Source organism: Paenarthrobacter sp. PAE-2, from assembly GCF_026013155.1.
GTDB lineage: Bacteria > Actinomycetota > Actinomycetes > Actinomycetales > Micrococcaceae > Arthrobacter > Arthrobacter ureafaciens.
The window spans coordinates 48,955-72,220 of sequence record NZ_JAPDNV010000019.1; the positions used below are offsets into that span (position 1 = coordinate 48,955).

Annotated in this window: 28 protein-coding genes, 1 tRNA gene and 1 pseudogene; 14 read left to right on the forward strand and 16 right to left on the reverse strand. The window is 63.2% G+C overall.

The features are described 5' to 3' along the window. Nucleotides 1–13: 13 nt before the first annotated feature. Nucleotides 14–445: a universal stress protein gene (locus OCL88_RS13050; protein ID WP_264962786.1), complete on the reverse strand. Its 432-nt coding sequence runs from the start codon at nucleotides 443–445 to the stop codon at nucleotides 14–16. 154 nt (nucleotides 446–599) lie between these two features. On the opposite strand from OCL88_RS13050, the gene OCL88_RS13055 reads away from it, so the two are divergent. Both OCL88_RS13055 and OCL88_RS13060 read left to right on the forward strand, forming a co-directional pair. Next, nucleotides 600–1,406 (forward strand): SDR family oxidoreductase, encoded by an 807-nt coding sequence (locus OCL88_RS13055; protein WP_264962787.1) that lies wholly within the window; start codon nucleotides 600–602, stop codon nucleotides 1,404–1,406. 94 nt (nucleotides 1,407–1,500) lie between these two features. Further along, nucleotides 1,501–1,710 (forward strand): dodecin, encoded by a 210-nt coding sequence (locus OCL88_RS13060; protein ID WP_031216171.1) that lies wholly within the window; start codon nucleotides 1,501–1,503, stop codon nucleotides 1,708–1,710. A gap of 61 nt (nucleotides 1,711–1,771) precedes the next feature. Here OCL88_RS13060 and OCL88_RS13065 read toward each other — a convergent pair whose 3' ends face one another. Further along, nucleotides 1,772–2,653, reverse strand: coding sequence for a helix-turn-helix transcriptional regulator (locus OCL88_RS13065; RefSeq protein ID WP_264962788.1), 882 nt, complete (start codon nucleotides 2,651–2,653; stop codon nucleotides 1,772–1,774). Between the two features lie 186 nt (nucleotides 2,654–2,839). Between OCL88_RS13065 and OCL88_RS13070 the strand changes: the two genes are divergently transcribed. The 5 genes and pseudogenes from OCL88_RS13070 to OCL88_RS13090 all read left to right on the forward strand — a co-directional run bounded on the left by OCL88_RS13070 (nucleotide 2,840) and on the right by OCL88_RS13090 (nucleotide 7,649). Then, nucleotides 2,840–3,661 carry an aldo/keto reductase gene (locus OCL88_RS13070; RefSeq protein ID WP_264962789.1) on the forward strand — a complete coding sequence of 274 codons (822 nt, stop codon included), beginning with the start codon at nucleotides 2,840–2,842 and terminating at the stop codon, nucleotides 3,659–3,661. Between the two features lie 26 nt (nucleotides 3,662–3,687). Further along, nucleotides 3,688–4,659: an aldo/keto reductase gene (locus OCL88_RS13075; protein ID WP_264962790.1), complete on the forward strand. Its 972-nt coding sequence runs from the start codon at nucleotides 3,688–3,690 to the stop codon at nucleotides 4,657–4,659. Beyond that, nucleotides 4,653–5,723, forward strand: coding sequence for an SDR family oxidoreductase (locus tag OCL88_RS13080; RefSeq protein ID WP_264962810.1), 1,071 nt, complete (start codon nucleotides 4,653–4,655; stop codon nucleotides 5,721–5,723). The genes OCL88_RS13075 and OCL88_RS13080 overlap by 7 nt, the downstream gene beginning before the upstream one ends. 48 nt (nucleotides 5,724–5,771) lie before the next feature. Further along, a complete protein-coding gene (locus OCL88_RS13085; protein WP_264962791.1) occupies nucleotides 5,772–6,602 on the forward strand; it encodes an aldo/keto reductase in 831 nt (276 codons plus the stop codon). A gap of 6 nt (nucleotides 6,603–6,608) precedes the next feature. Beyond that, nucleotides 6,609–7,649, forward strand: a pseudogene (locus OCL88_RS13090) (lactonase family protein). A gap of 72 nt (nucleotides 7,650–7,721) precedes the next feature. Here OCL88_RS13090 and OCL88_RS13095 read toward each other — a convergent pair. The 12 genes from OCL88_RS13095 to OCL88_RS13150 form a co-directional block, all read right to left on the reverse strand. Continuing rightward, complete coding sequence (locus OCL88_RS13095; protein WP_062098936.1) at nucleotides 7,722–7,952, reverse strand: hypothetical protein; 231 nt, start codon at nucleotides 7,950–7,952, stop codon at nucleotides 7,722–7,724. Further along, a complete protein-coding gene (locus tag OCL88_RS13100; RefSeq protein ID WP_079941604.1) occupies nucleotides 7,949–8,137 on the reverse strand; it encodes a hypothetical protein in 189 nt (62 codons plus the stop codon). Before OCL88_RS13100 ends, OCL88_RS13095 begins: the two co-directional genes overlap by 4 nt. A 203-nt stretch (nucleotides 8,138–8,340) precedes the next feature. Then, nucleotides 8,341–9,348 carry a hypothetical protein gene (locus OCL88_RS13105; protein ID WP_264962792.1) on the reverse strand — a complete coding sequence of 336 codons (1,008 nt, stop codon included), beginning with the start codon at nucleotides 9,346–9,348 and terminating at the stop codon, nucleotides 8,341–8,343. 2 nt (nucleotides 9,349–9,350) lie between these two features. After that, on the reverse strand, nucleotides 9,351–9,860 hold the full coding sequence (locus tag OCL88_RS13110; protein ID WP_264962793.1) for an RNA polymerase sigma factor: 510 nt from the start codon (nucleotides 9,858–9,860) through the stop codon (nucleotides 9,351–9,353). 69 nt (nucleotides 9,861–9,929) lie between these two features. After that, complete coding sequence (locus tag OCL88_RS13115) at nucleotides 9,930–11,003, reverse strand: HoxN/HupN/NixA family nickel/cobalt transporter (protein ID WP_264962794.1); 1,074 nt, start codon at nucleotides 11,001–11,003, stop codon at nucleotides 9,930–9,932. Continuing rightward, nucleotides 11,003–11,818: an urease accessory protein UreD gene (locus OCL88_RS13120; protein WP_264962811.1), complete on the reverse strand. Its 816-nt coding sequence runs from the start codon at nucleotides 11,816–11,818 to the stop codon at nucleotides 11,003–11,005. Before OCL88_RS13120 ends, OCL88_RS13115 begins: the two co-directional genes overlap by 1 nt. Before the next feature lie 83 nt (nucleotides 11,819–11,901). Then, nucleotides 11,902–12,519, reverse strand: a complete 618-nt coding sequence (gene ureG / locus OCL88_RS13125) for an urease accessory protein UreG (protein ID WP_264962795.1) — start codon at nucleotides 12,517–12,519, stop codon at nucleotides 11,902–11,904. A gap of 14 nt (nucleotides 12,520–12,533) precedes the next feature. Next, a complete protein-coding gene (locus OCL88_RS13130) occupies nucleotides 12,534–13,214 on the reverse strand; it encodes an urease accessory protein UreF (RefSeq protein ID WP_264962796.1) in 681 nt (226 codons plus the stop codon). Then, nucleotides 13,195–13,671 (reverse strand): urease accessory protein UreE, encoded by a 477-nt coding sequence (gene ureE / locus OCL88_RS13135; RefSeq protein WP_264962797.1) that lies wholly within the window; start codon nucleotides 13,669–13,671, stop codon nucleotides 13,195–13,197. The genes OCL88_RS13130 and ureE overlap by 20 nt, the downstream gene beginning before the upstream one ends. Nucleotides 13,672–13,678: 7 nt before the next feature. After that, a complete protein-coding gene (gene ureC, locus OCL88_RS13140; RefSeq protein WP_264962798.1) occupies nucleotides 13,679–15,409 on the reverse strand; it encodes an urease subunit alpha in 1,731 nt (576 codons plus the stop codon). Further along, nucleotides 15,406–15,759, reverse strand: coding sequence for an urease subunit beta (locus OCL88_RS13145; RefSeq protein ID WP_264962799.1), 354 nt, complete (start codon nucleotides 15,757–15,759; stop codon nucleotides 15,406–15,408). Before OCL88_RS13145 ends, ureC begins: the two co-directional genes overlap by 4 nt. A gap of 9 nt (nucleotides 15,760–15,768) precedes the next feature. Then, entirely contained in the window at nucleotides 15,769–16,071 is a 303-nt protein-coding gene (locus OCL88_RS13150) for an urease subunit gamma (protein ID WP_264962800.1), read from the reverse strand. A gap of 240 nt (nucleotides 16,072–16,311) precedes the next feature. On the opposite strand from OCL88_RS13150, the gene OCL88_RS13155 reads away from it, so the two are divergent. The 4 genes from OCL88_RS13155 to OCL88_RS13170 all read left to right on the forward strand — a co-directional run bounded on the left by OCL88_RS13155 (nucleotide 16,312) and on the right by OCL88_RS13170 (nucleotide 19,414). Next, nucleotides 16,312–17,511: a pyridoxal phosphate-dependent aminotransferase gene (locus OCL88_RS13155; RefSeq protein ID WP_264962801.1), complete on the forward strand. Its 1,200-nt coding sequence runs from the start codon at nucleotides 16,312–16,314 to the stop codon at nucleotides 17,509–17,511. Beyond that, entirely contained in the window at nucleotides 17,508–18,470 is a 963-nt protein-coding gene (locus OCL88_RS13160; protein ID WP_264962802.1) for a 2-hydroxyacid dehydrogenase, read from the forward strand. The genes OCL88_RS13155 and OCL88_RS13160 overlap by 4 nt, the downstream gene beginning before the upstream one ends. A gap of 135 nt (nucleotides 18,471–18,605) precedes the next feature. Beyond that, nucleotides 18,606–18,944, forward strand: coding sequence for a hypothetical protein (locus tag OCL88_RS13165; RefSeq protein WP_264962803.1), 339 nt, complete (start codon nucleotides 18,606–18,608; stop codon nucleotides 18,942–18,944). A 101-nt stretch (nucleotides 18,945–19,045) separates the two neighbouring features. After that, nucleotides 19,046–19,414: a hypothetical protein gene (locus tag OCL88_RS13170; protein ID WP_264962804.1), complete on the forward strand. Its 369-nt coding sequence runs from the start codon at nucleotides 19,046–19,048 to the stop codon at nucleotides 19,412–19,414. 64 nt (nucleotides 19,415–19,478) lie between these two features. Here the strand turns inward: OCL88_RS13170 and OCL88_RS13175 are convergent. Continuing rightward, nucleotides 19,479–19,551, reverse strand: a tRNA-Lys gene (locus OCL88_RS13175). A gap of 238 nt (nucleotides 19,552–19,789) precedes the next feature. On the opposite strand from OCL88_RS13175, the gene OCL88_RS13180 reads away from it, so the two are divergent. After that, nucleotides 19,790–20,449 (forward strand): hypothetical protein, encoded by a 660-nt coding sequence (locus OCL88_RS13180; protein WP_021471313.1) that lies wholly within the window; start codon nucleotides 19,790–19,792, stop codon nucleotides 20,447–20,449. A 201-nt stretch (nucleotides 20,450–20,650) separates the two neighbouring features. On the opposite strand, the gene OCL88_RS13185 is transcribed toward OCL88_RS13180, so the two are convergent. Then, nucleotides 20,651–21,382 carry a hypothetical protein gene (locus OCL88_RS13185; RefSeq protein WP_264962805.1) on the reverse strand — a complete coding sequence of 244 codons (732 nt, stop codon included), beginning with the start codon at nucleotides 21,380–21,382 and terminating at the stop codon, nucleotides 20,651–20,653. A gap of 196 nt (nucleotides 21,383–21,578) precedes the next feature. On the opposite strand from OCL88_RS13185, the gene OCL88_RS13190 reads away from it, so the two are divergent. Beyond that, nucleotides 21,579–22,196, forward strand: coding sequence for a DUF47 domain-containing protein (locus tag OCL88_RS13190; protein WP_264962806.1), 618 nt, complete (start codon nucleotides 21,579–21,581; stop codon nucleotides 22,194–22,196). A gap of 1 nt (nucleotide 22,197) precedes the next feature. After that, entirely contained in the window at nucleotides 22,198–23,220 is a 1,023-nt protein-coding gene (locus OCL88_RS13195; protein WP_264962807.1) for an inorganic phosphate transporter, read from the forward strand. Nucleotides 23,221–23,266 lie beyond the last annotated feature (46 nt).

The following is a 23,266-nucleotide window of genomic DNA, read 5'->3' on the forward strand; positions in this document are numbered from 1 at the left end:
AGCTACTTGGGACTTAAGCGTCCACTTCCGTGTTCACGATGTAGACGTCGCACGGAGCCCCGTGGGCCACGCTGTTGGCGATGCTGCCCAGCACGCGGCCAAGGCCCTTCATGCGCTTGTTCCCCACAACGATCAACGACGCGTTGTGGGTTTCGGCGTAGTTGATGAGGGCGTTGGCCGGCGTACCGCGGGCAGCGTAGTACTTCACGCTGTTGTCCGGGATGTCCAGTTCCTCGGCCACCTTGCGCGCAACGTACTCGGCGGAGTCCGCCGAGGAGACCGTAATGCGGTCGCTGCCACTGCCGAACTCTTCGATCCGGTCATCAGAAAAGCCGCTGATGACGTGCAGTTCCGCGCCGAGTGCTTTGGCCATCTTGGCTGCCGCCACGGCTGCCCGCTTGGCCGTTTCGCTGGCGTCAACGCCGACGACGATCACTTCTGACATGAGTTCTCCTCATTGATGGATTCATGGGTGGTGGTCCGGTGGTACTTCAAAGAAATTTACACGCGATCAGCAGTTGCCGCTGCTCCTTGTTTACGGCCGTGTCCCAACGGGTAGGGATACGGTATCGGCTCGAGCACAACCGAAAGGCAGGATCATGGCACAGCAAGCTTTCAACCCGACGACGGCGATCGTCACGGGTTCGGATTCCGGCATTGGCCGCGCCACGGCGGTCGCGCTGGCCAAAGCAGGCATGGACGTGGGAATCACATGGCACTCGGATGAGCAGGGCGCCCAGGAGACCGCCGAAGAAGTGAGGGGCCTGGGCCGCAAGGCAGTAGTGGAGCAGCTGGATACCACCAGGATTCAGGAGACGGCGGCAACGATCGATCGGCTCGCCGACGAACTTGGCGGCGTGGATGTGTTCGTCAACAACTCAGGAACCGGAGACGGAACCAAGTTCCTGGAGCTGGACTTTGAGACGTGGATGCAGACGTTGGACACCAATCTCAACGGTGCTTTCGTGGCCATGCAGGCGGCAGCCAAGCGCATGGTGGACGCAGGCAGCGGCGGGCGCATCATCGCGATCACCAGCGTGCACGAGTTCCAGCCGCGGGTAGGCGCATCAGCGTACGATGCTTCAAAGCATGGGCTGGGTGGCCTCATCAAGACCATGGCGCTGGAGCTGGCGCAGTACGGCATCACCGCCAACAACGTGGCACCCGGTGAGATCGCCACCCCCATGACGGGCCAAACGGACGAGGACCCGCACCAGGAAGAACGTCCCGGAGTACCCGTGGGCCGCCCCGGCGACGCACGCGAGATTGCCGCCGTCGTAGCTTTCCTGGCGTCCCCCGAATCCAGCTACGTCAACGGCGCCTCCTGGCCCGTGGACGGCGGGATGCTGCAAATGGGACCACAAGCGGGTTCGCACATCACCAGCAACGATTGGCGCGAAAACTAGCTCTGGCCGCACGAACTTCCGTGGGCTAGTCTGCATGGACGGCCTGCGTGCAGGCCCGATTTCCAGGATTCGTAACACGATGATGAGGAGCACCATGGCTGACCACACATACAGCGTTTCCGAGATTGTAGGAACTTCCACCGAGGGCGTCGACGACGCCATCAAGAACGCCATCGGCACAGCGTCGCAGACCTTGCGCAACCTTGATTGGTTCGAGGTCAAGGAAATCCGCGGCCACCTCGAGGATGGTGCGGTTGCCGACTGGCAGGTCACCATCAAGCTTGGCTTCCGCCTGGAGCGCTAAGCGCTGGCCAGCCCCTCGCCGAATTGACAGTTAATGCCAATGTTTGGTGCCAACATTGGCATTAACTGTCATCTCGGCGGGCGGGTTCTGGAACCTCAGTAACCGTGTCCGGCTCGCCGAAGCTGCTCAGCAGCGTCAATGCGTCCGACGACGGCGAACCGGCCTTGGCGGAATAGACCCGCAGGTGCTGGTCGGCGTCGTCCGGGAGACTCAGGGTTTCGAAGTTCAGTTCAAGGTCGCCCACCACGGCATGGTGCAAACGGACTGTTCCGGCGGACCGCGAAGCTACCCTGTGCCCGGCCCACCATTGGCGGAATTGCTCGCTGTGAACGGCGAGTTCACCTACCAGCTGGTTGGTTTGGGGATCGTTCGGGTGGCGGCCCACATCCATGCGCAGCGCTCCGACGGCTTCGGCGGCAACGGTCTTCCAGTCCCGGAACAGCGTTCCCGCGCTGGCATCCAGGATGAGCCAACGGGTCAGGTTCCTTTCCGCGGCGGGCAAGGAGGTGAAGTCGGTAAACAGCAGGTTGGCCATGCGATTGGCGGCCAGGACGTCGGTCCTGCGTCCAAGGACCATCGCCGGCACGTCGCCCACTGCGTCCAGCAACTGCCGCACGGCCGGACGCACTTTCTGAACCGGCCCCGGCCCCGCGGCCGAGTTGGCGCAGTGCGCAAGAAGGTCCATCATGTGGGCCCGCTCCCCCACATCCAGGCGGAGGGCCCTCGCCACGGAGTCCAGTACTGCCTTGGACGGATGGATGTTCCGCCCCTGCTCCAGGCGGGTGTAGTAGTCGGTGCTTACTCCGGACAGCCTGGCCACTTCCTCCCGGCGAAGCCCCGGGACCCGGCGGGAGCCGGTTGAACCGAGCGTGCCGGCGTCTTCCGGGGAAAGGCGCGCACGCATGACCTTGAGGAACTTTCCGAACTCAGCGCTTTGACCCATCCATCCATTCTGCCGGTGCAACAGCCGGCACCACCACCTCTTTGGGTAGGACTGGCAGACCTAGGAAAAACAGGATCACGCACTTCTGCTGACGTGGTAGCCAAAACTGAATAGGCTCGAAGCAGAGCCTCCGAAAACGTTTTCCGGAGATCCGACAACGCACACCACTTTCGAAGGAGACCCCTCATGCCAGAGTTGACATTGAACAACGGCGTCACCATTCCGCAGCTTGGATTCGGTGTCTTCCAAGTGCCTCCGGAAGAGACCCAGAAGGTAGTGGAAGACGCCCTCGAGGCCGGTTACCGTCACATCGACACCGCCGCGGCCTACCGCAATGAAGCCGGCGTTGGCGCCGCAATTGCAGCTTCCGGACTTTCCCGGGACGAGCTCTTCATCACCACCAAGCTGCGCAACGGCGAGCAGGGCGAGGCCTACGACGCTTTCCAACGCAGCCGTGAAGCGTTGGGTCTGGATTTCCTGGACCTCTACCTGATCCATTGGCCCGTCCCGTCCCAGGGGCTGTACACCCAGGCCTGGAAGGAAATGGAGAAGCTCTACCATGACAAGCAGATCCGCGCGATCGGTATCTCCAACTTCCTCGCCGACCACGTGGACACCCTCCTGCGCGAGTCCGAGGTAGTGCCGGCCGTCAACCAGATCGAACTGCACCCCACCTACCAACAGGCCGACCTGGCCGCCAAATGCCGCGACCTCACCATCGCCGTCGAGGCTTACAGCCCGCTCGGCCAGGGCAAGGACCTCAACGCCGAGCAGGTGGCACTCGTCGCGTCGGCGCACGGAACCACTCCCGCCCAGGTGATCCTCGCCTGGCACCTGGCCCAGGGAACCATCGTGATTCCCAAGTCCGCGGACTCCAGCCGCATGCGCGAGAACTTCGGCGCTGCGGACCTGAGCCTTACTGAGTCCGAACTTGCGGCCATCACCGCCCTTGAGGCGGGCGCGCGCATCGGTTCCGATCCCGCCGTCGCCTCCTTCACCCAGATGTAAGCCCGGCACTAACAAAGGACAACAGCATGCAGTACACGCATCTTGGCCGCTCCGGCCTGAAAGTCTCCCGCCTCTGCCTGGGTACCATGAACTTCGGCCCTAAGACCGAGGAAGAGACGTCCCATTCGATCATGGACTCCGCGCTGGATTCCGGGATCAATTTCTTCGATACCGCCAACGTCTACGGCGGCACGGAACATCGCGGCTGGACCGAGGAAATCATCGGCCGCTGGTTCGCCAAGGGCGGCGAGCGCCGGGAACGCACGGTGATCGCCAGCAAGCTCTACGGCACCATGACGGACCGCCCGAATGAGTCCAAGTTGTCCGCCCTGAACATCCGGCGCGCCCTGGATGCCAGCCTGAAGCGGCTGCAGACGGATTACATCGACATCTACCAGTTCCACCACATCGACCGGGACACTCCGTGGGACGAGATCTGGCAGGCCATTGAGGTGGCCGTCCAACAGGGCAAGATCCTTTACTCGGGCAGCAGCAACTTTGCCGGGTGGCACATCGCCCAGGCCCAGGAGGCAGCACACCGGCGGAACTACACGGGCTTGGTGAGCGAGCAGTCCATCTACAACCTGTTCCGCCGCGAGCTGGAACTCGAAGTGATCCCGGCAGCGCAGCAGTACGGCCTGGGCCTGATCCCGTGGTCTCCCCTGCAGGGCGGGCTGCTGGGAGGCGTGCTCAAAAAGGAAGAAGAAGGCGTCCGACGCACCGAAGGACGCGCCTTGGAGACCCTGCGCCAGCATGAAGACCAGATCCGCCAGTACGAGGACTTCGCTGACGAACTGGGCCACGCTCCCGGCGATGTGGCTCTTGCCTGGCTGCTGCACCAGCCCGCGGTGACGGCACCGATTGTGGGTCCCCGCACCCAGGAACAGCTGGACTCTGCCATCCGCGCTTTGGACGTCACCCTCAGTGATGACGCCCTTAAGAGGCTGGATGACATCTTCCCGGGCCATCGCCCTGCCCCCGAGGATTACGCCTGGTGAGCGATCTTCACACAGGCAGCCTTGGAAAAGCAGCGGACACCGTCTCGCCGCGGAACATCCTGTTCATCGGCGGGACCGGAGTCATCAGCACCTCGGCGGCTGAACGCGCCGTGGCGCTGGGCCACCGGCTGACCATCCTTAACCGGGGACGGTCAGCCGGGCGGCCGGTCCCGGACGGCGCCGAAGTGTTGCACGCGGACATCCGGGAACCGGCAGCGGTGCGTGAGGTACTTGGCGGCAGGGAGTTCGACGCCGTCGCGGACTTTATCTCCTACACTCCGGGCCAGGCCCGGACTGCCATGGAGTTGTTCCGTGGGCGCACGGGTCAGTATTTGTTCATCAGTTCAGCCTCGGCGTACCAAAAGCCGCCTACCACCCTGCCCATCAGGGAATCCACGCCCCTGAAGAATCCGTTCTGGCAGTACTCGAGGGACAAGATCGCCTGTGAGGAACTCCTCTGGGATGCGTACCGTGAACAGGATTTCCCCCTGACGGTGGTGCGCCCATCCCACACTTACGATCGCACCAAGATCGCGATGGTGGGTGGCTGGACGGACATCCACCGGATGCGTGCCGGACTGCCTGTGCTGGTCCACGGCGATGGAACGTCGCTATGGACGCTGACGCACAGCCGCGACTTTGCCAAGGCATTCGTCGGGCTCCTCGGGCGTCCGCAGGCCATTGGCGAGAGCTACACCATTACCTCGGATGAGTACCTGCCGTGGAACCAGATCTATGGGCTTTTCGCCAGGGCCGCGGGTGTTGCGGAGCCGGAGTTGTTCCACGTGTCCTCGGAAACCATCGCGGCCCACAGCGCGGAGCTGGGTCCCAACCTGCTGGGCGATCGTTCCCACTCGGTTGTGTTCGACAACTCGAAGATCAAAGCCCTTGTACCGGATTTCACGGCCACCATTCCTTTTGCCGATGGTGCCCGGGAAATCGTGGAGTGGCACGACCGGCATCCTGAACTGCAGGTGGTGAAGGATGACTACATGGAGTTGACTGACCAGCTCTACGACTGGTCGCGGCGGACGCTGTTGCCAAGCACCACGTCCCCGGCGTAGAAAAGCAAGGAACCTGTCTTTTTCGTTTCAGCAAAGGAGATCGTGCCCATGGCGTCAGCCCCGCTCATAGAACTCAATGACGGATACAAGATCCCGCAACTGGGCCTTGGCACGTGGCCGCTGGATGACACCCAGGTTGCAAAGGCCGTTGAGGAAGCCGTGTCACTCGGCTACCGGCACATCGACACCGCGGTGAAATACGGCAACGAGGCCGGGGTGGGCGAAGGAATCCGGAACAGCGGGGTGGACCGCAGCGAACTGTTCATCACCACCAAGCTCAATGGTGAGTTCCAAGGGTCGGGCAAAGCTGTTGCCGGCTTGGACAGTTCCTTGAAACGCCTCGGCTTGGACTACGTGGACCTCCTGCTCATCCACTGGCCACTCCCCCGGCGCGATGAGTTCGTTTCCACGTGGAAGACCTTCGAAGAACTGCAGGCTTCAGGCAAGGTCCGCTCCATCGGTGTTTCGAACTTCAAGCCCGCCCACCTCGACCGCCTCTTCGCGGAGACGGACGTGGTTCCGGCCGTCAACCAGATCCAGATCAACCCAGCCATTCCACGGCCTGCCGCCCGCGCCTTCAACGAACGGAACGGCATCGTCACCGAATCGTACAGTCCCCTTGGTGCAAGCACTGATCTCTTGAACGCTCCCGTCCTGGCCAGGCTTGCCGAAAAGCACGGGAAGACTCCCGGCCAGGTGGTACTTCGCTGGCACGTCCAACAAGGCCTGGTTGCCATCCCCAAGACGGCGAACCCGAAGCGCATGCAGGAGAACCTGAATGTCTTCGATTTCGAACTGGACGGGCAGGACCTGGACCGCCTGCAAACACTCGACGCCGGACCTGACACCGGAGTCGATTCGGACGTCCAAGGACACTAGGGAAGGATGAGCGTGGAATCAATGATCTGGACCGGGTCCTACACCGCCGACCGCAACGCAAAGGGCGAAGGCATCGGCGCTATTGCCATCGACGGGCAGGGCAACCTCGAAGCCGTCGGTTTGGCCGTCACCGCCAATTCGCCCTCATTCCTGGCACGGCACCCCACACTGCCCATCCTTTATGCAGTAGCCGAGGAGGCCGGCACGGTGCAGCCCTACCGCCGCACGGGAGTGGCCGAGCTGGAACCATTCGGAGAGGCATAGCCTACAGGGGAAGCCACCTGCCATGTGGCAGCCGCCCCACAGGGCCGCTTCATCATCACCACCTGCTGGGGCGACGGGCAGGTCATCCTTTTCGAACTGGACGACGACGGCGCCATCACCTCGCGCTTTAGCGCGGAAGCCGCCGTCGACCCCCACCACAACGGACCCACCGACGAGCCGCGGCCCAGTCGCGCTCACTCCAGCCTGATGCTTCCCGACGGTCGGATCCTGACCGCGGACCTGGGCAACGACCTGGTGCGCGTCTGGACTTACCGACCCGGCAGCGGCCTGCAGGCCGACCACCAGGTGATCCTCCCCCAGGGCAGCGGGCCCCGGCACATGGTCCGGCATTCCAGCGGGACAGTATTCGTGGACACGGAATACTCCCTTGAGGTGGCCGCCATCCGGTCCGAACGGCAAGGCGTTTTCGAGCTCACGGCCATGGTTCCCGTGAGCGTGAACAAGCCGTTCGACGGCGACGCCGCGGCTGAAATTGCACTCTCACCCGATGGACGGTTCGCTTACGTGGGGGTCCGCGGGTCCAACCGGATGTGCATCCTGAAGGTGAGCGCCGAAGGAACCAGCCTCGAACCCCTGGCGGACGTTTCCACAGGCGGCGACTGGCCGCGTCACCACTTGGTTCGCGGCGGCTGGCTGCTGGTAGCGCACGAGGGGTCCAACGACGTCGTGAGCTACAAACTGGACCCCGACTCCGGCCTGCCCGACGGCCCTGTCAGCCGCGTGGAAACCGGCTCGCCGAGCGTGCTGGTGCCTGCCTCTTAAAGACGCCGAGATGGCATTTGATGCCAATGCTCCGCTCAAACATTGGCACCAAATGCCATCTCGGTGTTGGTTCTAGGCAGCCCAGACTTCGACGTCGTCCGTGCCGCAGATGAGCCTTCGGCCGCCCGGCTCGAGGATCACCCACAGGAGTTCCTGGTGCTGGGAAACATCGTCCACGCGCCCGGTACCCACACCCCACGCAACGTCGTAGATCCACACGCGATCGCCGGACTGGAGATCGGTCCACTCCGACGCCGGAACGTGCCGGTAGCCGTCAGGCCGGTTGAGAAGGCTCGCTGTCATGACGCTGCCGGGCGACGACGCCACACAGTGGGTACGCCGTTGTGGGCCGGGAGAACGTGGCCCTCGGTAAAGACGTGCACCGTTTCCGGATCGGAATCCGGGCTCCACAAACCAGAAGCCGGGCAGTGGGAACCGGTAGGCATGACGCGGGTGGCTCGTTCGCGCAGGAGGGCGATGCTCTTCATCGTTGAAACTCGTCCTTGGGTAGGTCTGGCTCTGCCTATGTGAAGCAGATCTCCTCCACCCTATGAAACTCTGGAGCGCTCTGTTATGGGCAAGTGCACAACCTTCCCGCCCGGTTACATGCACTTGCCCAGCGCGATCTGGAACATCGGGCCCAAACCCGACGAAACCCGCGGACCCGAGCCGGATCCGCGGGTCTCCGCCCCTACTTGTAGGTCAAGCTCAACAGCAGTGCCTTGAGTTGGGCATACTGCTCGGTTTCCATCCAGGCCTTGGCCTCTGAAGGGCCGGCGAAGGCGGGCTGCTTATCAGTGTCGAAGTTAACGCCAGCGATCATGTACAGGTTGGGCATTCTTACAAGCCGGGCTCCCGACCCCATTTCCCCGTTCTGGAACTCCCCCGCAACGCGCACGTCCATGAAGTAGTAGGGGCGGATGTCCGGCGCGGGCGCTGCAGGCGTGGCCGCGCCCTCGACGGGAGTGGGCAGGATCAAATCAGAGGCGAAGCCAAATTCGGTTGACCGGCCCGAGGTGTCGATAATGCCAGGGACGGCGGCTTTGTCGTAAACAGTTCGGCGCACCCATCCCCCAGTGCCACCTCCGTACGAGCCGCTTGACACGAAGGCAATCTCGGCGCCGCTCGCGTCAAGGATTGTGGCATCCACGGCACCCGCCTTCGTTTCCTCCGAAAGATATGGCGCCTGCGCCGTCCGAACGGTCCAATCAGCGGGATACTCAAAGGAGATATGCCCGTCCGGGAACGTGAACGTCTTGAACGTTGGCACCTGCACGGGCGGCACTACCGGAGCAGTGGTGGCCACAGCGGACGTGGTGGGCGTCGGCGCCTGGGTGGGAGCCGCCGTCGTGGTTGCTGACGTTGTTGCGGTGGCAGTGGGCGTCGGCGTCGCAGTGGTCGACGCCGTGGGAGTGGCGGGCTCCACAGTTACAGCCGGGGCAGGCCCTGAGCTGACCGGACCGAAGTTGGAGGCCACCAAAACCCCCGCGGTCACGGCAGCCGCCCCCAACAGCAGGCCTGCAGCAATACGTGCCTTCCGGCGCCGGCGGTCTTCAAGCGAGGGTACGGCCCGCAGCGGGTTTGTGTCGCTGTAGACCGTGGAGCCGGACAGCATTTTGTGCAGGGCTTCCTCGCCGTTCGGTTCCGTGGCGGGATCGAATGGGTCGATTGCGGCAATCTGGTTCTTGATCGAATCCATGGTCAGACCCCCAACTTCTGTGTAGTCGTCTCTGAACCTGCAGGCAATTGTTTCCGGAATGCCGTTCGGGCGCGGTGCAAGCGCACCTTCGCGGCCGATTCGCTGCACTGGAGAAGCTGGGCGATTTCGGCGCTGCCAAGGCCGTCCCAGTAGGCCAGCTGGAGGATGTCCCGGTCCTTCTCGCGCAGGCGGGCCATCGCGTCCTGTACCGCGACGTTTTCGGAGCTGCCGCCGAAACGCTGTACCGCCGTCGTGCGCAGTTTCTCCTGAAGGGCCTGCTGGCGGTCGCGGCTGCGGTAGGCGTTTCCTACCAAGTTGCGGGCGATGCCAAGCAGGTAGGCAAGTTCCGGCAGCGCGTCGTCCGACCATTTCTGCCACACCACACGGAACACATCGGCGGCAATTTCCTCTGCCACCTCCAACGACTCGACGCGTCGGCCAACAAATCTGAAGACGGCTGGATAGCTGTCTTTGTGAATGGCGATAAACGCCAATTCGCGCTCGGAAAGCACGATTTCCCCCTGATGAATAGAACCCGGAACTGCAGGATACCCATATAGTTTCCGGGTGCCGCCCCCGGGTTACATGCTGTTCGAAATTTCGCTAATCCAGCGTGGATTCTTGCCTTGGCGCGGACGCCATGCGGAAAATCCCCATGCCGAGAGCAGCAAAGCCACGAGGATCAGTCCGGCGTCACCGAGGTCTATCCCACCGAGCCACGATGTCAGGGGATCTTCCAGCCCAAACGCCTCGTTCAGGAACCCACCCAAAGTGATGACGGAGATAAACAGCGCCGAGACCGCCGAAATGCCGGTGATGACGGCGTTGAACCCGAGCTTCCGTTGGGGATCGTGAATGGCCGACGCGTACATCTTCATCATGACCACGCCGTTGGCTGAGTCGCAGAGGGTCATGGCTGCAGTGAACGCGAGGGGCAGCGCCATGAGTGCAAGGGGTGAGACCCCGGCCAGCGAGGCTGTGGTGGTGATGACCAGGAGCCCGATGGTCGTGGCGGTGTCGAACCCCAGGCCGAAGAGGAAGCCAATGACGTAGATGTTCCGCGGCCTTTCCACCTTGGCGAGAGGCTTGGCGAGCAGCCTCGCAACGAAGCCTTTCGTCTCCAGATCCTCGGGTTGGACCTCGCCGCCTGCTTGGACCTCCCTGTACAACTGCGCTGCACGGATGAACGCCGAGCCGTTGAACAACCCCATAATCAGCAGGAACAGCCCAGCAACGCCGCTTCCGATCAGTCCAAGGATCTTGTTCCCGGCGGTGCCATCCTCCATGAACTGTCCGATCACCGTAACGCCCAGGACCACCAGCATCCCGGCCAATACCACCACCGAACTGTGCCCCAGGCTAAAGGCGAATCCGACGCTCACCGGGTCTTTGCGTTGTGCAACAAACTTCCGCGTCGAGTTGTCGATCGCAGCAATGTGGTCCCAGTCGTAGCTGTGTTTGACGCCGGCAACGTACGCCGTGACCACCAGGCCAAGGGCCAGAGGTTCGGCGCCGCCGGTGGTCCCCACCAGCAGAAGTACGACGGCGGCAAGATGCAAGGCGGCCACCGCGCCGAAGGTGAAAAAGAGCCGGGTGCGGAGGGACAGCGTTTCACGGTCCCGGTACAGGGCAGCAAACCCGGTGAGCGTCGTCATCAGTACTTCCTTAGATTCAAGGGTTCTTGCCCGTGCCAGCGTCCCCTGAGGAATCCGATACAGGCGTTGAGCAGACCGTTGAGTTCCCCGGTGCTGTTCGACAGCGAACGCAGGACAAGCCCGCACGTCCCGCCCACACTCTGGGTCAATGAAACACCCGAATGCGCACCGTAGTCACGGGCAATACAGTCCAACTCATCCGTGAGCGCTTGGTCCACGCGCGGGTCCACCACCACGAGGGAGCCCACATGGCTGAATCCCTCCATGAAGCCCATGCCTGTCACGTCGTCCAACGGCGGCCTGATCACGAGGTTGTCAAGGACCAGGAGCTGGGGGCCGCCTTCCGTCTCCACGTGGATCTCGTTCCGAAGCCCGAGCTCCCGGAACGTGAAGGACGCTCCGTCCGGCGACCACCCGGGTGTGATGACTTCCGCCATGACAAGGCTCGACGACGGGTGGAGACTGGCGTGCGAAACCTGCCTGTAGCGGGCCTCCCTGTAGGCGATGAGTTGGTCGGGAACCAGCTCCAGCCGGGCGCCCTCCCCCAGCCGTATGGTCATGCGCTGCTCTGCAAAGGACCGCGGTGTCCGGTAGATCTTGGTGGCCGATTGCGTGGTCAACAACAACTCCGCCCCGTCCCCGACCTCCACGTCGATGACGAACAGATCAGCGCCCAAATAGGCCCCGCCGGGATTGACTATGACATAGCAAACCTGCCCGGTTCCATCCAGATAGTGCGGCCGCAACACCCTCAATGCGCCCTCATGGAACTGGTGGGCTGCGGATGAACGGCCAGATCGCTCGGCGATGCGCAACCGGAGTTCCCCCCGTGGTGACCGCGTCACCGAGGCGGCTGAGCCGGATTCTGCCGGAGCCGCGACAGCGCTGCTGGCGCTACTCACGACGCCAAGTCGAGCATCAGGACGTCCCGCTTGATCCAGCCAAGGACTCCTTCAAGCCCTTGGTCGGTTTTGAGGTTGGTGAAGCAGAAGGGCTTGTTCCCGCGGAACTCCTTCGAATCCCGCTCCATGACAGCCAGGTCCGCCCCTACGTGCGGCGCCAAGTCCGTCTTGTTGATGACAAAGAGGTCGGACTTGATCATGCCTTGGCCGGCTTTCCTGGGGATCTTCTCGCCTTGGGCCACGTCGATGATGTAGATGGAGAAGTCCACGAGTTCCGGGCTGAACGTGGCGGAGAGGTTGTCGCCGCCGGATTCCACGAAGATCACCTGCAGGTCAGGATGCCGGGCTTTGAGTTCCTTGATGGCAGCTGTGTTCATGGAGGTGTCTTCACGGATGGCGGTGTGCGGACATCCTCCGGTTTCGACGCCGATGATGCGGTCTTCGGGCAGGACCCCGTTGGCGGCCAGGATCTTGGCGTCTTCGATGGTGTAGATGTCGTTGGTGATGGCGGCCATGGAGATTTCACCGCTCATGTGGCGGGTGATGCGTTCCACGATCTGGGTCTTTCCGGCTCCGACGGGTCCGCCGACGCCGATGATGATGGGCTCTGTCATGTGTCCTCCTTGGTTTAGCTCATGAACATGCGGGCACGCTGCCGCTCGTGCCGCATTTGTGAAATTTCCAGGCCCGGGGCAACCGCCCCAAAGTCGTCCCAGCACAGCCGTGCTACATCCTCGATGGCGGCAGCAACGGCGTCGTGCGCGTTTCGGAGGACGCGCTGCCCGGCGTTCTGGCCGAGCGGAACCGCGCGGACGGCGTTTTGCGTCAGGGAGGTGATGGCGGCGAAGAAGTAGGCGGCGAGCGCTTCCGGAAGGGGAACCCCCAGTGAACGCGCGACGACGGCAAATGCCAGGGGTTGATGCCCCGCCGCTGTCCCCTCCCGCACCTGGTTGCGGTATCCGGAAAGTTCGGCGGACGGAAACACCTCTGCTCCGATCTCCAGCAGCCGTCCACCCATCTTCAGCGAGGCCTCCCGGACTTCCCGCGCCAGGAGGCAGGCGGAGAGCATAGCGTCCAAGTCCTCAAGGCCGGCGCCCTCGTACAGGAACCGGATGGCGAGCCCGTCGGAGTAGGTGAGCTGCTGGGCCAGGAAGGCATGAAGCCACGTGCTGAAGGTATGGTGATCGCGCACTACCCCGCGTTCGATGTATCCCTCAAAGCCCAAAGAATGAGCGAACGCACCTGTCGGCAAGGCGGAATCGGTGAGTTGCTGGAGGGCCAGCTGGTAGTCAGTGTGTGTGTTCTGCATGGCGGAATGGCACCGGCATCACCCGTTCCTGCCTCTGATAGGGCACGCCCACGTGCTTGAGGTAGTCCTCCACCGTGTGGTCGTACTGGCAGACCATGACGTCGGCCCGGTATTCGGAGGCGGCATCGAAGAACTGGGCCTGCAAGTGCCTGTTGCCGAGGGAGTGCGCCACGACGCCCATTTCATGGATGGTCCCGGGGGCGATCACCAGGACGTCGGTGGGAAGCACGGAGACGACAATCAGGTTGGCGTCGTCAGCTGCGAGGATGTCGCCGTCGCGAAGGTGGCCGGAGCCGGAGGGGAGCCGGATTCCCAGCTCCTTGCCGTGGTCGGTGGTGACGCGTTGGATGCGTTTAACCAGCAACGAACCGGGAAGGACCACCCGCTCCTGGTGGCGACCCGCGTAAGCGTCCCGGGGCAGCTCGTGAAGGTTGCCAAGGATTTCTTCAATGATCATGTGAGTCCTAGAAGAGGAAGTACCGCTGGGCCATGGGCAGCACGTCGGAGGGTTCGGAGGTGATTTCCTGGCCGTCGACGGTGACGGTATAGGTTTCGGGGTCGACGGCGATGTCCGGAGTTTCGCCGTTGAATTTCAGGTCCGCTTTGCTCAGCGTGCGGATACCGGACACGGGTTTGATGATCCGCTCGAGTCCCAGTTCTTCCGGAACACCGGCTTGGATCGCGGCTTTGGACAGGAACGTGATGGACGTCTGCCGAAGTGCTTTTCCATGGGCCGCGAACATGGGCCGCATGGTGCGCGGCTGAGGCGTGGGGATGGAAGCATTGGAGTCGCCCATGAGCGCATAGGCAATCTGGCCTCCCTTGATCACCAGTTCGGGCTTCACCCCGAAGAAGGCCGGATCCCACAACACCAGGTCGGCAAACTTACCGGCCTCCACCGAGCCGACCACGTCCGCCATGCCCTGTGCGATGGCCGGGTTGATGGTGTATTTGGCGACGTACCTTTTGATCCGGAAGTTGTCGCTGTCCGGGGATCCGTGGGCGGCTCCGGACGGGTCCCGCAGCACGCCACGCTGCCTCTTCATGGCATCGGCTACTTGCCATGTACGGGTCACCACTTCGCCGACGCGTCCCATGGCCTGGGAATCGGACGAGGTGATGGAGAAGATGCCAAGATCGTGCAGGACATCCTCTGCGGCGATGGTTTCAGCACGGATGCGGGAGTCCGCAAACGCCACATCTTCCGGAATGTCAGGGTTGAGGTGATGGCACACCATCAGCATGTCCAGGTGCTCTTCCACAGTGTTCCGCGTGTACGGAAGAGTCGGGTTGGTGGAGGCCGGAAGCACGTTCGGCATCCCGGCGATCTTGATGATGTCCGGCGCATGCCCGCCGCCGGCGCCTTCGGTGTGGAAGGTGTGGATGACCCGGCCGCCGATCGCCCGGATGGTGTCCTCCACAAAGCCGCACTCATTGAGCGTGTCGGTGTGAATGGCAACCTGGACGTCGAATTCGTCGGCGACGCGCAGGGACATGTCAATCGATGAGGTGGTTGAGCCCCAGTCTTCATGGACTTTCAGTCCGACGGCACCGGCGCGGATCTGCTCCGCGAGGGGCTCGACGGCGGATGCGTGGCCCTTGCCGAACAAGCCGATGTTGACGGGGAGGCCTTCAGCCGCTTGGAGCATGCGTGAGATGTGCCATGCCCCGGGCGTAACGGTGGTCGCCTTGGTGCCCTCGGCCGGACCCGTTCCACCGCCCACCATAGTAGTGACGCCGCTGCAGAGTGCTGTGGGCACCTGTTCCGGAGAGATGAAGTGGATGTGGGTATCGATGCCTCCTGCAGTGAGGATCTTCCGTTCCCCGGCGATGATCTCCGTGCTTGATCCAATAACAATGTCCACGCCGTCGGTGATCTGCGGATTACCGGCCTTGCCGATTCTGAAGATATGGCCGTCTTTAAGGGCCACATCAGCTTTGTAGATGCCGCTGTAGTCCACAACGACCACGTTGGTGATGACGGTGTCCGGAATGTCTTCCGAGCGGGTCAACTGCCCGTTTTGGCCCATGCCGTCACGGATCACCTTGCCGCCACCGAAGACCACTTCTTCGCCGTAGGCCGTGAAGTCTTTCTCGATTTCCAGGAACAGCTCCGTGTCGGCCAAGCGGATCGCGTCGCCGGTGGTGGGGCCGTACAACTCTGCGTATTGCCGGCGAGGAAGCTCGAAGCTCACTGGGCAGCCTCCCCGGCGACGTCGGCCGATGCCGGAGTGCCGCCGTCGAGCCTTCCATTCACGGCGTTGCTGAGTCCGAAGACCTGCCGTGTGCCTGCAAGGAGGATCAACCGGACCGTCTTCCGGTCCCCCGGCTCGAACCGCGCGGCGGTGCCCGCCGGGATGTCGAGGCGACGGCCGTAGGCTGCCTCCCGATCGAACTCAAGGGCGCCGTTGGCTTCGGCGAAGTGATAGTGCGAGCCAACCTGGACCGGGCGGTCACCGCGGTTCACGACGTCGACGGCGATCGACTCGCGTCCACTGTTGCACACGACCACACCCTCCTGCAGCCGGTACTCTCCGGGAATCATGGCAGCCTCCTAACGGATGGGGTTGTGGACGGTGACGAGCTTGGTTCCGTCGGGGAACGTGGCCTCCACCTGGACGTCGTGGATCATCTCCGGCACGCCTTCCATCACGTCTTCGCGGCCGAGCAGGGTGGTTCCGTAGCTCATGAGTTCTGCCACGGTCCTGCCATCGCGGGCACCCTCGACGAGCTCGTAGCTGATGATGGCCACCGCTTCCGGATAGTTCAGCTTCAGCCCGCGGGCCTGCCTGCGCCGGGCGAGATCGGCGGCGACCACGATCAGGAACTTTTCCTGCTCACGAGGTAAAAGATGCATGGATTTCCTCTGGCTTCGGCATCATCCGGACGGGTTGATTGCCAGCTTAGGGAGCGGAGGTTTCAGCTGTATTTCCGGAATGTCTCAGGCGGGGGTCGGATGCTCAGCGGCGTCGGGGGCCCAGATCCCGGACGACGGCGTTGGTTCCCGAAAACCGTAGACAGGCTAATACATCTCTAATATATTAGTTGCGTACTTCAAGCTACCGCTTTGATCAGCTCGATGAGGAGTTACCAGCACATGCAGAAACTCGCACGCCGGCTTGAGCGCCTGGGCACTGAAACTGCTTTCAGCGTTGCGCAGGCAGCCGCCGCTTGGAAGGCGAAGGGCAACCTCGTTTACCCCTTCCACCTTGGCGACATCAACATCCCCACCGCCCCGCACATTATTGAGGCGATGAACAAGGCCATCGCCGATGGATACACCGGCTACTGCCCGGGCCCGGGCATCCCGCAGCTGCGCGAAGCGTTGGCCGAAGACATCGGATCCCGCCGCGGGATCGGATTCTCTCCCGAGAACGTGGTGGTCATGACCGGCGGCAAGCCCGTTATCACCAAGTTCCTCCAGGCCGTGATGAACCCGGGCGAGGAAGTCCTCTACCCCAACCCCGGTTTCCCGATCTACGAATCCCAGATCGAATACCTCGGCGGCACCGCCGTGCCTTACCGCTACGTGCCCACGTCCAATGGTTTCGCGATCGACCTGGACCAGGTCCGGGCCTCGATCACCCCGAACACCACCGCGATCATCTACAACGATCTGCAGAACCCCATCTCCGCCGAGTCCACTGCGGCCGAGCGCGAAGCAATCGCACAGATCGCGATCGAGCACGACCTGTGGGTCCTCTCCGACGAGGCCTACTTCGAAACCCGGTACGAAGGCGTCTCCTCCTCGATCACCTCCATCCCGGGCATGGCCGAGCGCACCGTGATCCTCTATACGTTCTCCAAGAAGTTCGCCATGACCGGCTCCCGCCTGGGCTGTGCCGTGGCCCCGCGCGACATCGCGCAGGTTCTGTCCACCCTGAACACCAACGATGAATCCTGCACCACCCACTACGTGCAGTGGGCCGGCATCGAAGCGCTCCGCGGCCCGCAGGAACCGGTCCGGAACATGCTGGACATCCTCAAGGGCCGCCGCGATGCTGCCTGCGGGATCGTCAACAGCATCCCCGGGATGAGCGTGGCTGTTCCGCAATCCACGTTCTACCTGTTCCCGGACGTCACCGAGGCCATGCAGAAACTCGGGTACACCGCCGTCGGCGACTTCGCCTCCGACGCCCTCTACAAAACCGGCGTGTCCTTCTGCACCCGTGAACACTTCGGCCGGCGCCTGCCCGGCGAAGACCGCCAATACATCCGCCTGGCCTACTCCGGCATCGAAACCCCCGCCATCGAAGAAGGCCTGGGCCGGCTGCGTGAATGGATCGAGAACGCATGAGCCGCGTCGTCGTCACGGGACGCATCCCCGAAACCGCCCTCGAAAACCTCCGCGCCAAGCACGACGTCATCGCTTGGGAAAGCGAAGGGTCCATCAGCCGCGAGGAACTCCTCCGCCGCGTGGCCGGAGCCGACGCGATCGTCAGCCTCCTCACCGAACGCGTCGATGCTGAACTGCTCGATGCCGCCGGGCCCCAGCTGAAGGTGGTCTCCAACGTCGCCGTGGGCTACGACAACATCGACGTCCCGGCCTGCACAGAACGCGGGATCATCGCCACGAACACCCCCGGCGTGCTCACCGAAGCCACCGCCGACATCGCGTTCGGGCTCATCCTCATGACCACCCGCAGGCTCGGCGAGGGCGAACGGCTCATCCGCGCCGGACAGCCCTGGAAATGGGGCATGTTCTTCCTCCTCGGATCCAGCCTGCAAGGCAAAACCCTCGGCATCGTCGGCATGGGCGGCATCGGTATCGCCACAGCGCGCCGCGCCAAGGCCTTCGGCATGGAGATCGCCTACCAATCCCGCAGCGAAATCGATCCCGCGATCGCCGATGAACTCGGCGCCCGCCGCGTGGAACTCGACGAGCTCCTGGCGATCTCCGACGTCGTGTCCCTCCACTGCCCCTACGGGCCGAACACCCATCACCTGATCGGCGCCGAACAACTCGCTGCCATGAAGGACACCGCCTACCTGGTCAACACCGCCCGCGGACCCATCATCGACGAAGCCGCCCTCGCTCTGGCCCTGCGCGAAAAGCAGATCGCCGGCGCCGGACTGGACGTCTTCGAACAAGAACCCAAGGTCCACCCCTGGCTCCTCGAGTTGGAAAACGTTGCCCTCGTCCCGCACCTCGGCTCCGCAACCGTCGAAACCCGCACCGCCATGGCAGTCCTCGCCGCAAGCAACACCCTCGCCGTCCTGGGCGGCGAACAACCACCAACACCCATCAACGGCTAACTCCGCCACCCACGACGGCGGACGCGCGCCCCACCGGCACGCGTCCGCCGTCGTCGGCATATCCGCAGCGGTAACTATAGGTCTTGCAGCCGGTAACTATAGGTCTTGGAGGGCAGAGGGGCTAGTCTGATAGAAATGCTCGGGAGTCTAGCGATCCTCGGGCAGCCGGCTAAGCAAAGGCCACAGGACATGGGCTTCGACCGCAACGAACCAGAGCAGAGTCGGGGGCTCCAAGAAGTACTGACAGCAGGACGCATCAGTACAGAGTCGTTATGGCTCCACTACGTAAGCATCGGCGGAATGCTGGGGGTAGTGGAAGTCGAAGCCTACGTGAAGGGCTTGTTGTCCGTGCCGACCTTCCAGCGGGACGTCCTTGCGGCGGCCGCCAACGAACTATCGGATGGCCCCTTCGCGCTTCGCGCTCCCTTTGCCACCGATTTCGACCCACCGGCTGCGACTCCGGTTCTCCCCTGACCCCGCATCTTCACACGCAGAACATCACCCCGCAATGAGCCTGCAACATGGATGCGGGAGGCTGGCTTCATAGCCAAAGAAGCCAGCTGAGGGGAGCGACCATGGGCATCGCACATACAGACCTGTTCCAAGCATTGAAGACTCAAGCCAGTTTGGCCCAGGCCTTCGGCACGCTGCCGGGCAGCGATGAGGAACCGCATCCGCTGACCGAGGGCGAACACATCGAGGCCTGGCACAACGGCCGGCTTTACCACCGCGGAACCGTGGTCAAGACGATTTCCGGAACCGGGTTGTTCTGGCTCCAGGACGACGGCGGCAACCGGCGGCTCCTGGACGTGGAATCGCTGGACATCGTCCGCGATGGGCTGCCTCCCGCACCTGCGCCGGCTGCGGAACCTGCCGCCGTCGCAACGGTTACGCCGCTTTCGCTGTATCCGATCTTCCAGGACGGCACCCAAGCCATCGCCTGATGGGCCACAAAGAAACCCCCGGAACCGCGTGGTTCCGGGGGTTTTCCACTCTTCGCTAAAAGAGTGGGCCCTGTGGGGCTCGAACCCACGACCCACGGATTAAAAGTCCGATGCTCTACCAACTGAGCTAAAGGCCCTCCAGCTGTAGAAACAGCCATGAATACTGTACCTCACTGTTTGCGGGGCAGCAGAACGCAGGAACCCGCGTGCGGCTACGACCCCCTTTGGGCAGCTCACGACGGCGGAGCGCCGCCACAGCGGCGTGTCGGCCGGCCGACGGCGGCAAAGTGGGTCGTGACGGCACGCCCCAAGAAGGCGTTCCGGCCGGGACAACCGTTACTCGACCCCGTCAGGGCACAGGAGTACGGTGAACACATGAGCGAACAGCCAGGATCACGTGCGTACGGCGGAGCAAACCGGCACCATAAGCCGAAGCCCTTCGCCCCCATAGACTTTGAGCCGTTTGCGGGCGGCGCGGACCCGGCCAGGGTCTCGGAGGCTGCCCACCTGGCGGCCCAGGCACTGGTCCGTCGGGGCAGGGACAGCGATGATCCCACGGTCACCCGTCGCCTGGTGAAGCTCGCTGACGAACAAGGCCTGGACGCCATCGCCGAGATGTGGGCCGAGAGCCCTGCCCGCTCACTGCCCGGCGCACTGTGGCGGCTCTACGCACTCCGCGCAGCCACCATCCAGAACCCGGAGCGGATCTCCGTCTACTTCCGCGCAGGCCGCGACACCGCCCAGGTCTCCAACGTGGTGGCAGGAGCCGCCGAGCCACCGGGCGCCGACGAGATGAAGACCATGGCGGACGCCATCCTCTCAGGCGCTTTCGACGGCGATTTCGACGTCGCCCTGGAACGTTCGGCGGCATTTTGCCGGGTTGTGGCACTCGGCCAGGCAACACTCGCCGACGGCGCCGAACACGCCAACGAGGGCCACGCCAGCAAGCTCACCCGGAACTCGCACCAGCTGGTGAAAACCGCCGAAGACCTTGAGCATGCCGCGAACGCGTGGCGCCTGGGCGAGTTGGACTAACCCTCCGGACCCACCCAAACGCAGGCAGTAGAAGGCCGGAAGTTACCCACTTCCGGCCTTTACTGTCAATGTTGACTTAGCTTCCACGACGTAGAACACTGAAACTGGTGTCGAACCGCGAAACCCCCGGGCTTCAACTTATAGCCGCTTCGAGCGGCCTACCGCCGAGAGGCGTATCCGGTTCGGCACCATTTTTATGCCCTACTTCAGGGTGATGGTCGTTTCGGCCTGTTCCTTCTTGTCGTGGTCGAGCTTGCCGTCGGCACCCTGCGGCGTCAGCGTTGCCTTCACTTCCGCTTCCTTGCCTGCGGTGTAGGCGAAGTTTTCGGCGATGTTGAAGGACTCACCCGGGCCCAGCTTGAAGGGAGCCTCCTCCTTGAGCTTGGTTCCGCGGCTGGTGAGCCCGTGCTTTTCGAACTGGTCGCTGCTGGAGTCGGAGGGCATGCCGCCGAGGTACTTCCAGTCCGTGTACTTTGCGCTCGGCGAGACCAAGGAGTGGCTCAGCGGGATCTCAGCGGACGAAGTGTTGGTCACCACGTAGTTCAGGTACACCACGGGATCGCCCTTCTTGAGCAGGTTTTCCTTTGTTTCCTTGTCCACGAACATGCTGTCCTTGCTGGCAACGTCGGTAGCCACCTGGAAGATGTCCACGTTGAAGCTCTCGCCCTTGATGCTGCCCAGCTTCTGGCCGGCATCAGTGATGGGCAGGGCCCAGGATGCGGCTTTGTAAGCGCCCGAGGAGCTGCCTGCCTTCCCGGATTCGGATGCCGAGGAGGACGACGACGGCGAGGCTGACGAAGAAGCCGACGCAGAGGAGGACGGCGACGACTCGGAACCGGCCGCCGTCGTGCTTTCGTTGGAACCGCAGGCAGTCAGCGCGAGCAGGCCGGCGAGCGCAACACCGGTGAACTTCACTACATTGTTGATACGCACAATTCCCCCATTGAGTTGATTTATTGAATGGCGCCCCTAGCCTTTCATAAAAGTAAGTGGGCTTTCCATGGGGAGAACTTCCCACGTTCGCCCCGTCCTGCCGTCGACCGGCCTGCCGCTGCCGGTAAAGTTGTGACGGAAAGGGCAGCATCACGTCGAGCAGCCCACTCCCCATCCGCCCCGAACCGGAAGCGTCATGAAGCTGCGTCTTTTTCCCCAAGAGCCTGCCGGCCTTGCCCTGCTCGCGCAGATGGCCGGCGTGATCGTGGCTGCCACCGGGACGCTGTCCGAAATCCTCGGCGCTCCGGCCAGCGAACATCAACGGCTCAGCGAGGAACTGCACGAGCACGAGTCGAAGTCCCTGGACCTGCACTTTGCCCTCCTGACACACATGCGCACGAGCTTCGTCAATCCGCTCCCCCGCGAAGACATGTACACGCTGTCCCGGTTCCTGAACGAGGCCATGGAAAAGCTGGATGCGGCAGGCGAACTGGTGGCCCTGTACAAACTGGACCGCCTGCCTAAGCGCGCCGCGGACCAGTTGGAGATCATCAGCCGCCAAGCCGAGCTCACCGTCGATGCCATGCGCAAGCTTGAGGACCTCGACGAGCTCGAGGACTACTGGATCGAGATACTGCGGCTCGCCAAACGCGCGGAGCGGACGCACCGCATATGGGTGGCGGAGATGCTGCAGGACATGAAGTCCGCACAGTACGCCCGGAACAGGGACATCGCCAACCAATTGGTGGAGGTCACCAAGGACATGCGCAGGATCGCCACCCAGGTAGGCAGCATCATCGTCAAGGAATCCTGACGTGACCACTGCCGTCCTGGTCCTGGTGGTGGGGTTGGCCGCGGGATTCGCGTTCCTCAACGGTTTCCGCGATGTCTCCAACGCCGTCGCGCTGTCCACGCGGACCCGCGCCCTGACGCCCTCTGTTGCCGTACTACTGGCGGTCATCTTCAACTTTGTTGGTGCGATGCTGAGCGGCGGCTTCGTGCTTGCCTTCACGCAATCGTGGATCACGCTGCCCTCCGGGACGGGCGGGCTGACCATGCTTGCCTCCGCCCTGTCTGCTGCGATCCTGTGGGGCGTGTACTCGTGGTGGCGGGGCATACCGCTTTCTTCCACCAACTCCCTCATGGGCGGGCTGATCGGGGCAGGCGGTGCAAGCGTCCTGGTAGGCGGCAACTTTGTGGACGGCGTGGATTCGGTCCTGCTGACCCAGGTGGTCCTGCCTTTGGTGGTCTCCCCGGTGGTGGCTTTCGTCGCAGCGTACTTGCTGGTCTGGCCCGTCACGTGGGCTGCGCGGTATGCCCAGCCGGACGTCATCAACCGGCGTTTCCGCCGGGCCCAGGCAGTGTCCTCGGCGGCGGTTGCGTTCGGGCACGGCCTGCAGGACGGCCAACGCACGACGGCGGTGCTCCTCCTGGCGCTGGTGGCGGCCGGACTGGAATCAGGGGGAAGCGTACCTTTCTGGATCCTCCTGCTCACCGCCGTCATGTTGACCGCGGGGACGCTTTTTGGGGGCTGGCGTATTTCGCACAACCTCGGGTACAGGATGATCCGGATCGATCCGTTACGCGGCTTCGTTGCCCAGACACTGACGTCGGTGATGCTGTTCGTGGGCGCGATCGGCCTGCAGTTCCCGCTCTCCACCACCCACACGTTGACGGCGTCCGCGCTGGGTGCGGGCACCAATCAACGGTTCCATGTGACCAACCGCCGGCTGGTCCGGAGGATTCTCCTGTTCTGGGTGCTCACGCCGGTGGTGACGGCCGCCGTCGCTTTCGTCCTGGAACTGGCGCTGTCCCCCCTCGCGACCCTGCCCAACTAATACGAAAGTAGGGGTGGGTTAGGCTGCGGTGACCGGGGTGATCGTG